This window comes from Collinsella sp. wc0529, from assembly GCF_046116875.1.
In the GTDB taxonomy this organism is placed as follows: domain Bacteria; phylum Actinomycetota; class Coriobacteriia; order Coriobacteriales; family Coriobacteriaceae; genus Collinsella.
This window is the reverse complement of record NZ_JBJXBO010000002.1, coordinates 503215-518335: the sequence shown is the minus strand read 5'-3', so window position 1 is coordinate 518335 and position 15121 is coordinate 503215. Positions and strand designations below refer to the sequence as shown.

At 61.9% G+C, this 15121-nt stretch carries 14 protein-coding genes; 7 read left to right on the top strand and 7 right to left on the bottom strand.

Annotation, left to right across the window (positions count from 1 at the left end; all coding sequences use genetic code 11):
* Positions 1-52 precede the first annotated feature (52 nt).
* The gene (locus tag ACKUTP_RS08870; protein ID WP_409064140.1) at positions 53-3799 is read left to right on the top strand and encodes a phosphoribosylformylglycinamidine synthase; all 3747 of its coding nucleotides are present in this window, start codon (positions 53-55) and stop codon (positions 3797-3799) included.
* Positions 3800-3898: 99 nt separating this feature from the next.
* The gene (locus tag ACKUTP_RS08865; RefSeq protein WP_409064139.1) at positions 3899-4834 is read left to right on the top strand and encodes a DMT family transporter; all 936 of its coding nucleotides are present in this window, start codon (positions 3899-3901) and stop codon (positions 4832-4834) included.
* A gap of 110 nt (positions 4835-4944) precedes the next feature.
* Here the strand turns inward: ACKUTP_RS08865 and ACKUTP_RS08860 are convergent, their stop codons facing one another.
* The 4 genes from ACKUTP_RS08860 to ACKUTP_RS08845 all read right to left on the bottom strand — a co-directional run bounded on the left by ACKUTP_RS08860 (position 4945) and on the right by ACKUTP_RS08845 (position 8418).
* Positions 4945-6087 carry a diguanylate cyclase domain-containing protein gene (locus ACKUTP_RS08860; RefSeq protein ID WP_409064138.1) on the bottom strand — a complete coding sequence of 381 codons (1143 nt, stop codon included), beginning with the start codon at positions 6085-6087 and terminating at the stop codon, positions 4945-4947.
* A 188-nt stretch (positions 6088-6275) separates the two neighbouring features.
* Positions 6276-7298 (bottom strand): 2-keto-3-deoxygluconate permease, encoded by a 1023-nt coding sequence (locus tag ACKUTP_RS08855; RefSeq protein ID WP_409064137.1) that lies wholly within the window; start codon positions 7296-7298, stop codon positions 6276-6278.
* A gap of 150 nt (positions 7299-7448) precedes the next feature.
* The gene (locus tag ACKUTP_RS08850) at positions 7449-7772 is read right to left on the bottom strand and encodes an AzlD domain-containing protein (RefSeq protein ID WP_006234452.1); all 324 of its coding nucleotides are present in this window, start codon (positions 7770-7772) and stop codon (positions 7449-7451) included.
* Positions 7762-8418, bottom strand: coding sequence for an AzlC family ABC transporter permease (locus tag ACKUTP_RS08845; RefSeq protein ID WP_409064232.1), 657 nt, complete (start codon positions 8416-8418; stop codon positions 7762-7764). Before ACKUTP_RS08845 ends, ACKUTP_RS08850 begins: the two co-directional genes overlap by 11 nt.
* 162 nt (positions 8419-8580) lie before the next feature.
* On the opposite strand from ACKUTP_RS08845, the gene ACKUTP_RS08840 reads away from it, so the two are divergent.
* Positions 8581-9393 (top strand): HD domain-containing protein, encoded by an 813-nt coding sequence (locus ACKUTP_RS08840; RefSeq protein WP_409064136.1) that lies wholly within the window; start codon positions 8581-8583, stop codon positions 9391-9393.
* On the opposite strand, the gene ACKUTP_RS08835 is transcribed toward ACKUTP_RS08840, so the two are convergent.
* Genes ACKUTP_RS08835 through ACKUTP_RS08825 form a run of 3 tightly spaced genes read right to left on the bottom strand, consistent with a single transcriptional unit; the run spans position 9390 to position 13015 of the window.
* A complete protein-coding gene (locus tag ACKUTP_RS08835; protein WP_409064135.1) occupies positions 9390-10595 on the bottom strand; it encodes an FAD-binding protein in 1206 nt (401 codons plus the stop codon). The two genes, ACKUTP_RS08840 and ACKUTP_RS08835, sit on opposite strands and share 4 nt — an antisense overlap.
* Positions 10596-11411, bottom strand: coding sequence for an electron transfer flavoprotein subunit beta/FixA family protein (locus ACKUTP_RS08830; protein WP_409064134.1), 816 nt, complete (start codon positions 11409-11411; stop codon positions 10596-10598). It lies immediately after the preceding gene.
* Positions 11412-11413: 2 nt separating this feature from the next.
* Positions 11414-13015 (bottom strand): FAD-binding oxidoreductase, encoded by a 1602-nt coding sequence (locus ACKUTP_RS08825; protein ID WP_409064133.1) that lies wholly within the window; start codon positions 13013-13015, stop codon positions 11414-11416.
* A 346-nt stretch (positions 13016-13361) separates the two neighbouring features.
* Between ACKUTP_RS08825 and ACKUTP_RS08820 the strand changes: the two genes are divergently transcribed.
* The 4 genes from ACKUTP_RS08820 to ACKUTP_RS08805 all read left to right on the top strand — a co-directional run bounded on the left by ACKUTP_RS08820 (position 13362) and on the right by ACKUTP_RS08805 (position 15118).
* Positions 13362-13658 (top strand): hypothetical protein, encoded by a 297-nt coding sequence (locus tag ACKUTP_RS08820; RefSeq protein ID WP_271748673.1) that lies wholly within the window; start codon positions 13362-13364, stop codon positions 13656-13658.
* Complete coding sequence (locus ACKUTP_RS08815; protein WP_409064132.1) at positions 13655-14164, top strand: hypothetical protein; 510 nt, start codon at positions 13655-13657, stop codon at positions 14162-14164. The genes ACKUTP_RS08820 and ACKUTP_RS08815 overlap by 4 nt, the downstream gene beginning before the upstream one ends.
* Before the next feature lie 89 nt (positions 14165-14253).
* A complete protein-coding gene (locus ACKUTP_RS08810; RefSeq protein WP_055310534.1) occupies positions 14254-14853 on the top strand; it encodes a hypothetical protein in 600 nt (199 codons plus the stop codon).
* A gap of 49 nt (positions 14854-14902) precedes the next feature.
* Positions 14903-15118 carry a hypothetical protein gene (locus ACKUTP_RS08805; protein ID WP_006234463.1) on the top strand — a complete coding sequence of 72 codons (216 nt, stop codon included), beginning with the start codon at positions 14903-14905 and terminating at the stop codon, positions 15116-15118.
* Positions 15119-15121 lie beyond the last annotated feature (3 nt).

The window sequence follows — 15121 nt, the reverse complement described above, 5'->3', positions numbered from 1 at the left end:
CCGCTGCCGCATACCGTACCGTACGCCCAACCGATCAGGAAGGCAGGAACCAATGGTCTCTCGTATCTACGTGGAGAAGAAACCCGGGTTCGACGTCGAGGCTCAGCAGCTCAAGGGCGAGCTGACCGAAATTCTCGGCATCAAGGGCATCGAGGCCCTGAGGATCATCAACCGCTACGACGTCGAGGGCATCGACGAGGAGCTTTTCCGCTCCTGCGTGCCGACCGTCTTTAGCGAGCCCCAGGTCGATGTGACCTACGACGAGCTCCCCGCAAGCGGTGGCGCCGTCTTTGCCGTCGAATTCCTGCCTGGCCAGTTTGACCAGCGCGCCGACTCCGCCAGCGAGTGCGTGCAGCTCATCAGCCAGGGCGAGCGCCCCGCCGTGCGCTCCGCCAAGGTCTATATGATCTCGGGCACTCTGGACGAGGCCGCCATCGATGCCATCAAGCACTACGTGGTGAACCCCGTCGAGGCGCGCATCGCCTCGCTCGACCTGCCCGAGACGCTGTACATGGAGACCCCCGAGCCCCAGCCCGTCGAGGTGCTCGACGGTTTCCGCGAGCTCGACGAGACCGGCCTTGCCGCCTTTATTTCCGAGCGCGGCCTTGCCATGGACGAGGCAGACATCGCCTTCTGCCAGCAGTACTTCCGCGATGAGGACCGCGACCCCACCATCACCGAAATCCGTGTGATCGACACCTACTGGTCCGATCACTGCCGCCACACCACCTTCGGCACCGTCCTGGACGACGTGACGATCGACGACGCCGTGGTGCAGCAAGCCTTCGACCGCTACATGGAGATGCGCCACGAACTCGGCCGCGACGCCAAGCCCGTCTGCCTCATGGACATGGGCACCATCGGCGCCAAGTACCTCAAGAAGACCGGCGTCATGACCGATGTTGACGAGTCCGAGGAGATCAACGCCTGCACCGTCAAGGTGAAGGTCGATGTCGATGGCGAGGACCAGGACTGGCTGTTCCTGTTTAAGAACGAGACCCACAACCACCCGACCGAGATCGAGCCCTTCGGCGGTGCCGCCACCTGCGTGGGCGGTGCCATCCGCGACCCGCTGTCGGGCCGCAGCTACGTGTACCAGGCCATGCGCGTCACCGGCGCCGGCGATCCCACCGTCCCCGTGTCCGAGACGCTCGAGGGCAAGCTGCCGCAGCGCAAGCTCGTAACCACCGCCGCCGCCGGCTACTCCAGCTACGGCAACCAGATCGGACTTGCCACTGGCCAGGTCAACGAGCTCTATCACCCCGGCTACGTGGCCAAGCGCATGGAGGTCGGCGCCGTCGTGGGCGCTACCCCGGCAAACCACGTTCGTCGCGAGTGCCCCGCCCCCACCGACAAGATCATCCTGCTGGGCGGCCGCACCGGCCGCGATGGCATCGGTGGCGCCACCGGCTCCTCCAAGACCCAGAACACCGAGTCCATCGAGACCTCGGGTGCCGAGGTCCAGAAGGGCAACGCCCCGGTCGAGCGCAAGCTGCAGCGTCTGTTCCGCCGCGGCGACGCCTGCCGTCTGATCAAGCGCTGCAACGACTTTGGCGCCGGCGGCGTCTCGGTCGCCGTGGGCGAGCTTGCCGACGGCCTGTATGTCGACCTTGATACCGTGACCAAGAAGTACGACGGCCTGGACGGCACCGAGCTCGCTATCTCCGAGTCCCAGGAGCGTATGGCCTGCGCCGTCGCCGACGGTGACGTCGAGGAGTTCATGGGCTACGCCGCCGAGGAGAACCTCGAGGCGACCGTTATCGCCGAGGTTACCGCCGAGCCGCGCATGCGCATGGCCTGGAACGGTGTCGCCATCGTCGACCTATCCCGCGAGTTCCTCAACTCCAACGGCGCGCCCAAGCACCAGATCGCCCACGTATGCGCCCGCAGCGTGTGGCAGCCCAGCTGGGCCGGCACCACGCTTGCCGAGCGCATGACCTCGCTTGTCACCGACCTCAACGTCGCTTCCAACAAGGGCCTTTCCGAGCGCTTCGACTCCACCATCGGCGCCGCGACCGTGCTCATGCCCTTTGGCGGCAAGACGCAGCTCACCCCCAGCTCGGCCATGGTCGCCAAGTTCCCCGTGGACGGCGAGACCACCACGGCGAGTGCCATGGCATGGGGCTTCAACCCCTATCTGATGGAGGCCGACCAGTTTGCGGGCGCCTACCTGTCCGTGGTCGAGTCCATTGCCAAGCTCGTTGCCGCCGGCTTTGAGCACAAGCGCGCCTATCTCTCCTTCCAGGAGTACTTCGAGCGTCTGCGCACCGAGGCCGAGCGCTGGGGCAAGCCCACGGCAGCCGTCTTGGGCGCCCTCATGGCCCAAGTCGACCTGGGTGCCGGCGCCATCGGTGGCAAGGATTCCATGAGCGGCTCGTTTGAGGACGAGACCGGCGAGCTCAACGTTCCGCCGACCCTGATCAGCTTCGCTGTCGCCGTGGGCAAGGCCGCCCGCGCCGTCTCGCCCGAGTTCAAGGGCCTCACGCACCGCGTCGTCCGCATCGCCCCCGCTACCTATGGCGAGGACTACCGTCCCGACGCCCAGCAGCTGCTCGCCGCGTTTGACGCCGTCGAGGCGCTCACCGCCAACGGCAACGCCCTGGCCATCTCCACGCCCGGCTACGGCTGCGGCGCCGAGAGCCTCTTTAAGATGTGCGTCGGTAACCAGATCGGTATCGAGCTTGCCGAGGATGTAGACGTGGAGAGCCTCTTCACCCCGCTCTACGGCAGCTTTATCGTCGAGCTCGCCGAGGATGCCGAGCTGCCCGAGGTCGCCGACGGCGTTGTCGTCGAGCCCCTGGGCACCACCGTCGAGGGCTATGTCATCGACACCGGCTCCGAAGTCATCGAGCTCTCCGAGCTTCAGGAGGCCTGGGAGAGCGGCATCGAGGGCGTCTTTGCCTACCGCAGCGCCGACGAGACCCCCGAGGTCGAGACCATCGACTTCCGCGCCAAGGACATCCACGTGTACGGCGGCGCCAAGATCGCCCGCCCGCGCGTGGTTATCCCCGTGTTCCCCGGCAACAACTGCGAGTACGATAGCGCCCGTGCCTTCCGCGCCGCCGGCGCCGAGGCCGACACCTTCGTGATCAACAACCTCACGCCCGAGGCCGTCGCCGAGAGCACCCACGAGCTTGCCCGCCGCATCCGTGCAAGCCAGATTGTCATGATCCCCGGCGGCTTCTCGGGCGGCGACGAGCCCGACGGCTCCGCCAAGTTCATCACGGCGTTCTTCCGCGCTCCCGAAGTCACCGAGGCAGTCCGCGACCTGCTCAAGGCCCGCGATGGCCTGATGCTGGGCATCTGCAACGGCTTCCAGGCCCTGATCAAGCTCGGCCTGGTGCCCTACGGTGACATCGTCGACGCCACGCCCGATGCGCCCACGCTGACGTTCAACACTATCGGTCGCCATCAGAGCCGTCTGGTTCGCACCCGCATCTCGTCCAACCTGTCCCCGTGGCTGTCGCAGTGTAGCCTGGACGACCCCTACACCGTCGCCATCAGCCACGGCGAGGGCCGCTTTGTCGCCAACGACGAGGTACTCGCCCAGCTTATCGCCAACGGCCAGGTCGCCACGCAGTACGTGGGCGAGGACGGCAAGCCCAGCATGGATCTTTCCGTCAACCCCAACGGCTCCGCACTCGCCATCGAGGGTATCACGAGCCCCGACGGCCGTGTCCTGGGCAAGATGGGCCATGCCGAGCGTCGCGGCGACAACCTGTACCGCAACGTGCCCGAGCATGTCCCCGGCGATAAGTTCATGCCGATCTTCGAGAGCGGCGTAGCCTACTTCGCCTAAACCTTTCCCATCGGGTACAATCCCCTCGGGTAACAACACCCGCCACCGGCACACCCGGTGGCGGGTTCTTTTTTGCTTCGCGCATGCAGGAAGGACATCATGGAAAGCCGCAAGCCGTATCTCGCCACCCTGCCCGGACTTATCCTGGGCTGTCTTGTTTGCTGTGCGCTCTGGGGGTCGGCTTTCCCCTGCATCAAGATCGGCTACGCACTCTTTGGTATCCCAGCGCACGATAGCGCTTCGCAGCTGCTCTTTGCAGGTCTACGCTTTACGCTTGCCGGCGCCCTGGTTATCGTTGGGATGAGCGCGGCCCAACGCCGCCCCCTCATACCGCAAGCGCGCGACATCAAACCCATCTTTATCTTGTCGCTCTTTCAGACCATCGGTCAGTACTTCTTTTTCTATCTGGGCCTCTCGCGCGCCAGCGCCATGTCGAGCTCCATCATCGAGGCCAGCGCCAACTTCCTAGCCATCCTCTTTGCCGCCCTGGCGTTTCGCACCGAGAAGCTCAATACGGCCAAGGTGCTTGGCTGTGCACTGGGCTTTGCCGGCGTCGCGCTCGTCAACCTTTCGGGCGCGGATGGCACCTTTGGCTTCAGGCTCGATGGCGAGGGCTTTATCCTAGCCTCCACCGTCGCGGGTGCCCTTTCGACCTGCCTGATTGGCATCTTCTCGCGCGAGCACGACGGCGTCTTGCTTGCCGGGTGGCAGTTCTTGGTCGGCGGCCTTGTCCTCACCGCCATCGGCTTTTTGATGGGTGGCGCGCTCTCCCCCACGGCGATTGCCCCCGCCATCGCGCTCATCATCTACATGGCGCTTATCTCCGCGGTCGCCTACTCGCTGTGGTCGCGCCTGCTTGCCGTCAACCCCGTCAGCCGCGTCTCGGTCTTTGGGTTTATGAACCCCGTCTTTGGTGTGCTGCTGAGCGCGCTGCTGCTCGGCGAAGGCGCGGGCACGAGCCCCGTTACCGTCATCGTTGCCCTGTTGTTGGTCTGCGGCGGCATCATCATCGTCAACAAACCCAAAAAAGCCTAGCGAACTGCCTCGTTCCAAGAAAAAACCGAGGCGTATCTTCGACAGCCGCTACTAATCCCGCCAACGCAATAGGGGCGCACGACCATCCATGCGGTCGTGTGCCCCTTTTCCTAGCGTATCTGGACGCCGGCCTTCTTTTTCTCGGCCTTGACGCGGTAGAGCTCCGCGTCGGCAGCGCGAAGCAAGTCTTGCCAGGTATCGACGCCGTCACCGACCCGTGCGTAGCCGATGGACATCCGCAACAGATACGGCACCTCGGCGCGCGCGAGCTCGTCGTTGATTGCCGCGCACAGACGTATGATGTCCTGTTCCGCTGCCGCCTTTTGAAGGACTACGAACTCATCGCCGCCATAACGTGCGATAAAGCCGCCAGACGCCGTGCAGACCTTTTTGAGCGCAGCAGATAAGACCTGAAGAGCATGATCACCCTCCACATGTCCATAGCGATCGTTAATCTGCTTAAAGCCGTCAGCGTCCATCATAAGCAGATATACATCTTCGGCCTGATCCACATTTGAAAAGAGCGACAGCATATAGGTCTCAAAACGGTTGCGGTTGTTGAGTCCAGTCAACGGGTCAGTCGAGATCAGTTGCTCCTGGCAGATGATATAGAGCAGCAACATGCTAATCATTATGCCGACACAAAGGCCAGGCACCGAGTATACGATCTGAAAGGTACCGCCCACCAGGGCCGGAATGGCGAAAAATGCCAAGGTTCGATAGATAGCCTTCGTCTGCAGGCTCTCGACCCTGCGAGATTGCACAAACGCATGCAGGGACGTATGTATAACGTAACAGTAGCTGACAATGGGCTGGATCATATAGGCAAAGCCGCGACGATACACGCCCTGCGAATCGATATAGAACAAGGCGTGCGTCCAGTAACTGGTAAAAGCCAGCACGACCACCAGAGCCGTAGGCAACGTTACAAGCACCACCCTATAGCGCGAGGTCACAAGGCGAGAGCCCTGCATCGTCTCGGAATAGATAAACCAAATGAGACACGCGATGGCAAAGAGCGAAAACGAAACCGCGTTGGAAATCCAGTTGGCCGTGATGCCTACAGGAGTGCTCACGCCGTCCGAGAGCGTCCAGATCATATCGAAGAAAATGTAGGCAGCAGACGTGTAGCCCAGCATGCTAAACAAAAGCTGCTGGGTGCTCGAGAACAGGGAGCGACGGCTTCGTACGGCAAGTCCGATAAGAATAATCATGCACAGCAGGAATATCTCGATCTTGAGTGCCTTTACCACTAGACGCCCTCCCTTCAATATCCAAGTGGCCAGAATCGCCCAATTCGAATCTGGGCAACAAACACCCCCTACTCCACAGGGGTAAGGGGAATAATAGCAGAGCGCCCGAACGTCACTGCAAGACAGCTCTCGTTCGGGCGCTCAAACGGCGCGAGCTGCACGCCGGAATCATTGATGGGTATCGATTGCTACTCGCCATCGATGTCGGTCGCGACAGCCTCTTCGATGGCCTCGACACCGGCAGGCGACAGATCCTCTTTGCCGTGGCAGAACTTCTTATCGATCCAGCCGGTCAGAATCGGGGCCATGATTGCCGTGATGATGACGGCGGTGGCGATCTGCGCATACGCGGTGGGCGCAAGCTCGGCATAGCGCGGCGCGACCTCGGCGAGAGCAACCGGCGTGGTCATAGCCGTGCCGGCGATGGTGGAGCAAGCCACGGCAGCCTTGCCGTTACCACCGCACAGGCGCTCGAACGCAAAGGTGATGGGACCGACGACAAACAGCGTGACAAGGCCCAGCAAGATGCCGGAAATACCGCCGGTGATAAAGCTCGAAAGGCTCATGGACGCACCGAGCTGAAAACCGATGACAGCGATCGCGGGATTGGCGCCGGGGACCAGCAGGTTCTTGATAAACGGGAACAAGTTGCCCAGGACCATGCCGATAACAAGCGGCAGGATGGATCCGATGATAGTGCCGACGGGGATGTTGGCGAGACCCGAGACACCGAGGATGATCATCGTGACGGCGGGGCCGGCCGTAAAGAACAGGATACCGACGGCGCCCTGCTCGGACTCATCGCCGAACTCGCCCATGATGCCCGTATAGAGCGCCATGTTGCAAAACGTAATGCCGCCGATGATGGAAACCGAGCTCAGGCCTAAAAAGTTATCGTTAAAGAAGTACGCGACGCCCAGACCCAGCGCGGCTGCCACTACAAGCTTAGGAATCAGCACGACGATGCCGGTCTTGATGGCGCCCGGCGTGGACTTAAAGCTGATGCCGGCGCCCACAAACAGCAGGATCGCGGCAACGATGGTGTTGGAGCCGCCGCGGCAGGCAGCCGTAAAGAAGCCGCCGACCTCAAAGACCTGCGGGCAGAAGGTATTGAGCAAAAGGCCGACGATCATCGGATAGATCATGATGTCGCCCGGGATGCGCGGTACCTTGAATTTCTTTTGCTCGTTGGCGGTCGCTTCCTGTGCCATGAAACCCCCATTTCCGCTGACGGGGTACAAAAGCCCACGTCACGCTTTGCTACAGTAAAGTTTGACCATGGTACCAGAAGAAATAGACCAGCTCGGTGAAAAATCCGACAAGTTGGGATGGAACGAGATTCGGCGCCCGCGACGCCACCCCTATATAAGGCTCAAGACAATATAGAGTACGATGCCCGAGACGCAGCACCACAGCATCGATTTTGTCTTGACCGCCACGACCACGACGCCGACGGCCGCAATCCAGGGAACCAAGGCAGGCCAGAGTCCCGCGTCGAACGCGCCGGGGCTCACCAAGTCGTTGGCGACCAGCGCGGCAAAGGCAGCGGGCGGGATATAGCCCAGGGCCTCGGTAATGCGGGGCGACAGGGTCCGCCCGCGCAAGGCGAACGCCGGCGCGATGCGAAAGAACGCGATAGCAGCCCACGACGACAGCCACAGAACCAAGAACTCGTTAACGGGCATCGCGGGCACCTCTTCCGTCAAATACAGCATCGCACGCCAGTGTAATGGCAATGCCGACCACGACGCTTGCCGGCACGGCAATATTCGTGAGGCCCAAGAACTTGCATACGGCGACGGACACCGCGCCCGAAACCGCCGCGACAACGTTGCCGCGCGACAGCCGCTGCGAAAAGAGCAGGCAGATAAAGAGTGAGGTGCAGACAAAGGCCGCAATGGCGGTGGGAACATCGACAACGGCGCCGACGATGGCGCCCGTCGTACACGAAACGCCCCATGTTGCGATAAGGATCACGTTGAGCACGAAGGACTCACGCGGGCCCCAATCCTCCCCTTCAACCAACTTGGCAAGCGAAATGCCATATGCCTCCTCGGTAAGTGTCGCGGCAACAGCCAGCGTCTGACGCTTCGAGGCACCCCTCAGATGCGGTGCGATCGATGCCGAGTAAAGCGCAAAGCGCGAGGAGATTGCGGCGACGCTCGCGACGATCGATGCTGCAGGCACACCCGCCAGCCACAGGTTGCAGATCATAAACTGCCCGCTGCCCGTCACAAACGTGCTGCTCAGAGCAAAGACCATCCAGGGCTCCATTCCCGTCTGCCCCATGATCATTCCGCACGGCGCGCCTATTGCAACATAGGTAAGCATCACCGGCCAGACGGTTCTAACGATTTTGAGCACCATACGCTTCTCATCCTGACAAGGTCTCCGAGCCGCATGTAGCGATACGGCAGAATCATCATCCGGCAGCAACCGAGTTCACCTACAATTGCCACCGGATCGAAAGACACAACTTTTTAGGAAGTCATTATGACAGCTATCGATCGAGACCGGGCGCGCGCGGCCTTCAAAAGCTACACCGATGCCTACGACGCCACCAACCCACGCATCGCGCTCAAAATCGAGCATACGTACCACGTGGCCGGGGCATGCGATGCCGTAGCGCGCGAGCAGGGCTGGTCGTCAGAAGATATTGACCTGGCATGGCTTTGCGGCCTGCTACACGATATGGGCCGCTTTGAGCAGCTGCGACGCTGGGACACCTTTAAGGACGCCGAGAGCATGAGCCATGCGGCGCTGGGCATCGAGGTCCTCTTTGGCGAGAATCCCGCCGATGCACCCGCCGTAACGAGCATCCGCGACTTTATCGATGACCCGGCAGAAGATGAGCTCATCCGAGCAAGCATTGCCTATCACAGCGATTTCCGTCTACCCGCACAGCTCGACGAGCGCACGTGGAGCTTCTGCGATATCGTGCGCGATGGTGACAAGATCGACATTATGCGCACCATCGCCGACAGCACCGTCGAGACCATCCTTAAGGTGGATGAGGACGCATTTCTCGCCAGCCACTTCTCGGCACCGACGCTGGCCGCCTTTGACGAGCACCGCTGCGTCACGCGCGATGAGCGCGATGAGCCCGCCGACTTCTTGGTGGGGCTTATCTGCTTTATGTTTGAGCTCGTCTATCCGGTAAGCCGCGCGCTGGCGCGCGAGCAGGGCGATATCTACCGCCTGCTCAACGCGCCCTTTGGCATTGCACGGCCTTTTAGCGACCCCACCACGCAAGCGACCTGGGAGCGCCTAAAGAACGAGATGCGCACCTGGCTGGCGCGCGCCTAGCGCTCAAGCTGAGCTAGGAACTCCTCAACGACCTCGACAGCGTCACCGACAACTTTGTACTGCGCAGCGCCGAAAATGGGGGCATCCGGGTCCTCGTTGATGGCGACAATGCACTCCGCCCCACCGATGCCGGCGAGATGCTGGATAGCACCCGAGACACCGATGCTCACGAGGAGCTTGGGCGAGGCCGATACACCCGTCTGGCCAATTTGGTGGCGATACTCCAACCAGCCTGCCTCCACAATGGGACGCGTGCAACCAAGCTCGGCACCCAGGGCAGCGGCGAGCTTTCGTATCAGGGGCAGATTCTTCTTGGAGCCGATGCCGCGGCCCACCACGACCAGACGCTCGGCATCGGCAATCGATGCCTGCTGCCCCCACTCCTCGGCGGGAATCGAGATCTCGACACGGGCCTTAACGTCTTCCGCAAGCATCACCTGGGTGATCGTGCTGGAGCGGCTATAGTCAAACTCGGGCGCCTTAAAGATACCGGGGCGCACCGTTGCCATCTGCGGACGGTGGTTGGGGCAAATGATGGTGGCCATCAAGTTGCCACCAAACGCCGGGCGCGTCTGCTGCAGCAAGCCCGTCTCCGTATCCATCGAAAGCACGGTGCAGTCAGCCGTGAGGCCCGTCTGCAGGCGCACGGCAACGCCAGGCGCCAGCTCGCGGCCAAACGCGGTCGCGCCGTACAGAATTGCTTCGGGCTTGCGCTCGGCCACCAAATCGCAGATCAGCCGGGCGTAGACCTCCGCATCGTTCTGGCGCAGGCGCTCGTCGCGACACACTAGGACCTCGTCCGCGCCGGCACAAACCAGGTGTTCGAGGTCCCCGAGCGAGCCCTCGGGGCTCATGCCGACCAGTGCCACCAGACGGCAGCCGCGGGCATCGGCAAGCTCGCGCCCCTTGCCCATGAGCTCGTAGGCCACAGGAGCCACGGCGTCGTGCTCGTCAGTCTGCACGAAGACCCAAATGTCTCGATATGCGTCAAGGTCTACCGCACCGGCGGCCTCGTCGCGCTCGATCGAGATGGCGTTGACGGGGCAGGCGTCGACGCACCCGCCACACAGGATACAGCCGTCGGTTACGCGGGCACAGCGATTGGGGCGCTCGCCCTCCACCACAATGCCGCCCGAGGCGCAGGCGCGAACGCAGCGACCACAGCCGATGCAGGCTTCGCTATCGATAATCAGCCCGCTCATCTATGCCATCCCCTCGATAATCTTGGCAAGTTTTACCGCCTGCTCGGACGCCGTTCCCTCAACGGCCTCGCACGTTTGGTCACGGTCGGGCATAAACGAGCGCACGACCTGCGTCGGTGATCCGGCAAGGCCGCAACGCGAAGGATCGGCGTTTACGTCGGCAGCGCTGGCCACGCGCACGTCTGCATCCTCGGCCGCGCGAATACCGGCAATACTCGGCATGCGCAGCTGGCCAATCTCCTTGGCGGTCGTCATCGCACACGGCATCTCCAGGCACACCGTCTCCTCGCCGGCATCGCAGCCGTGGACGAGCGCCAGCGAGCCACACGTCGTAAATCCCGCGCTCTGCACACAGCTCACGTCGGTCACGCAGGGGATCCCAAAGGCGCCGGCCAGCTCGGGGCCGATCTGGGCCGTATCGCCGTCCACTGCCATCTTGCCGCAGATGAGCAGGTCAAAGTCCTCATCGAGTGCCTCGATGCCGCATTTGAGGGCATAGGTGGTGGCTAGGGTATCGGCACCTGCAAAGGCTCGGTCGGTCAGCAGCAGCGCGTCGTCGGCACCGCGGGCGATGCAGTCGCGCAGCAGCGATTCGGTCGCGGGGATGCCCATCGACACCACCGTCACACGCACGTCCATGCCAAAGCCGATAAAGTCGTCCTTCAGCGCTAGCGCACATTCGAGGGCACTTGCATCGAAGGGATTAATGACCGCCTGCTTGCCATCACGCACGATAGTATTGGTCTTGGGGTCCATCTTGACCTCGGTGCTTCCGGGCACCGCCTTGACGCATACCACCATATGGAAATCACTCATCTTCACGCGCCCCCTTTCTGGACGAGTTCATCCAAGAGCTTCTCCGTAAACAGGTTGCCGCGACCCAGCTGGCCGGCAGGATCGAGCTGGAGTTTGAGACGCGCCGACTCGACCATGGCCTCGTGGCCGTACATCGTCTCCAAGAAGCCCGCCTTGATCTTGCCGACGCCGTGTTCTGCGGAGACGGCGCCGCCCATGGCCGTGACCTCGGAAGCCCACTGGGCAAAGAGTTCTCCGCCGCGGCGATAATCCTGCGCATCGCGCGGCAGGATGTTCACATGCAGATGGTTGTTCCCGATGTGTCCCCAGGCAGCAGATTCAAGCCCACTTTCGGCCAGCGTGCGGCGATAGAGGGCCATGACATCGGCAAGGCGTGCATTGGGCACCGACATATCCGATCCCAGCTTGGTAATGGTGGGGTCGATGCGGCGACGCTCGTCAATGAGCATATTGACACTCTCGGGGACCGCGTGGCGGAAGAACCGCTGGCACTCGCGATCGACTTCGGTGCGGGCGACCCATGTCGCATCGTCGCGACCGCCCGCAAGCTCCAGCACCCATCCCAGGTGGTACAGCTCCTCGGTCGCCTGCGCCTCGTCATCGCAGTCGAGCTCCACGTAGACACAGACCTTTGCCTCGTCGTCGAGCGCCGGCAGTGAGGCAAACGCTGTCGACTGCTCGCGCTGGCGACGCAGGATATCCAGGGCGCCAGCATCGAAATACTCAATAGCGGCGGCATGGGACAGCACGGGACGCACGGAATCGGTAAAGGACACGGCCTTGTCTTCGCTATCGAAAAAGCAACTCACACCCCATACGACCGAAGGTGCCGCCTGCAGGGCGATCTCGAGCTCGGTAATGACGCCGAGCGTGCCGCACGCACCGATAAAAAGATCGATGGCGTCCATATCGTCCGCAACAAAATACCCCGAGGCATTTTTGGTCTTGGGCATGGTGTAGTCAGGAAGATCAAGCTCGAATGTATGACCCTCTGCCGTCACGAGCGACAGGTGGCGGCCCTGGGCAAAAGCCTCGCCGCGCTGAAGCTCAAGCAAATCGCCATCAGCCAGCGCGACGTGGAGTCCCGTGATATGCGGGCGCATGGGACCGTAAGCGTAGCTGCGGGCGCCGGAGGCGTTGCATGCCGCCATGCCGCCCAGACAGGCAGATGCCTCGGTGGGATCGGTGGGAAAGAACTGCTCGGGGGACTCTTGGAACTCCTCGTAGGCCTCAAGCGACGCCTGGTCCCAACCAGCGGTCGGCAGTACCTTCTTGCTCAGCTGCTTACGCAGCTCCGAGAGCACAACGCCCGGCTCCACGCGCAGCAGAAATTGGCCTTGTTCATCGCGGCGAAGGCCCAAGTAGCGATTCATACGGGAAGTATTGAGGATATGCCCACCGTGGGGCACGGCACCGGCGGCAAGGCCAGTTCGGGCGCCCTGAACCGTTACCGGAACACGCTCGGCATGGAGCGTTTCCAAAATGGCACGGACCTCGTCTTCCGTTGTCGGAAACGAGATGCTCGACGCTTCGCCCGATGCGCGAGATTCATCGCGGCCATACTCTTCGAACTCGTCGGTGAAGGGTTTGATGGTTGCAGACACGCGAACTCCCCCTTTAGCTAACTACAGTGTTTGCAGGGAGATGTTACCGCATCGTTTCGTCGACGTGTTCGAGACCGTCTCCATAATTGGCGATTTTTACGTTCGTGCAATTCGGCGAACGGCAAGGCTTCCTCGGCAGACGATGCTTTTGACACATATCGCCCCGCCGTCGCCGATCGCGTAAATGTCGCTCGAAAAAAGTTGGAGTATTTTTTACTGACTTTTACCTGCGGAGATGTCAATCCGTCAAGCATTTGGTCAGAAATTGGTCAAGTAGCGGCTGATACGGTCGGCGTCGACAGCCAAAACCGATAGAAGTTTTGGTCCCAGAAGCAGGGAGGTTCCCATGGCATATTACTGGCCCCAGTACGGCGTCGCCATCGAGGTCGACGACGATCCCTATCTCCTGCCTTTCGACGAAGAGGCGTTCCCCGATACGGCGGTCTACCACGTCACCACCGATGTTATCTGCGACCCCGAGTCGTTCTCGGCGCTCGCCCACCACATCGCGCGTATCCACAACATCGAGCTCCCTCACGACTTTGACGAGCTCATCTACTCGCGCCGCCTGATGCTTCACATGCTCTTTGGAGCGGACCCGTCCACGTTCGCACGTGTCTATACCACCAAGGACGCCGCATGAGTGCGAAGAAGCCGCCCCGCCTTGCAGGACTGGGGCGTCGCAAGAAACTCGTCGTTGTCTGCCTGGCTATCGTCTGCGCCCTTGTCGCCGTAGGGCTATACGCCTGGCAGTCGCAGCCCGTGCCCGAAGCGGGCGCCTCAGTCACGACGGCAGAGGGTAAAACGCGTCAGGAAATCCAAGATGAGCTCGACGCCATCGTCCGCGACAACATGATGACGATTTCGGTCGCGCCGGTCGCTCAGCTGCAGGAGGACGGCAAGCTGCGCGTCAACGTGCAAAACGTCCAAGACAATAAATTTCCCCAGCGATTCCGCGTCATCCAAAACGACGAGACCATATACGAATCCGATGTGGTCGAGACCGGCAAAACGGTCGAGACATGCCCCGCCGGCGACATCGAGGAAGGTGAGGCGTACATCGAGATCCAGGCGCTTGAGGCCAAGACCTATGACAGCCACGGCAACCCGACACGCGTCAAGGTACGGGTTGAGCAAGCCGAGAACTAGCTTTCCGGTCGACGCGGCACCGCACGCGATTCACCAGCATTCGTCCAATCATCGCGGGGACGGCCCGCGGCGAATAGAAAGGAACGACCATGGACATCACCAGGAATATGAACGGAGCCAGAGCGCTCGTCGTGGGTGCAGGGCTCGCGCTCGCGCTCGCAATGGGCGCCGCCCCGACGCCAGCTATGGCAGCCGGGCGTGTTGGAACCACGAAGGTAATGGTCAAGACCGAGATCGACAACGTTGAGTTCAAAGTTCCGACGGTTATTCCCTTCGTCGCCAAGGCCGACGGCACACTTCAGGGCCCCTCTGAAGACGCGACCACCATCGACAATCATTCGGCCTACGGCATCCATGTCACCAACATGAAGATCGACGCCATGAACACCTGGACCATTGCCGCCGACGCCAAGGCCGGAACCGCACAGAACTCCATCGACTTTAAGGTCGGCCCCGACGGCGCACTCCAGAACGCCAGCGCCGCAATGCAAGGGACGGGCCTCGATCTTTCCAAGAACGCAGCCTTCGACATGGGCTACCAGGGCATTGCCGGCGGCACGGACAAAATTAAGCTCAAGACAAGCGGAAACGTCGCCCGCGTCACGCGCGACATCTTCCGCGTAACCGGCGAAGGCGATCAGGTTGCAACGATCACCTGGACGGTCGAGCCCGGTGCGCACACGGCATAAGGCCGTCGCCCTGGCCGCCGCCGTCAGCATCCTAGCGTTTGGGCCAGCCATGGCCTTTGCCCAGCAAGAACAGGCTCAGGCCGCCACGCAAGTGACGGTCGACCTCTCGGAGCTCGACCGCGGCGACCGCGAGGAACCGTTGGCGCAGACAGGCGACAGACGATGGCTCTTGGCAGCAGGCGCCACAGCAGCAGGCGCGGGAACCGCCGGCCTCGGTCTGCACATCAAACGCAGCCAGAAACAAAACACGGACAGACCGCACTAAATT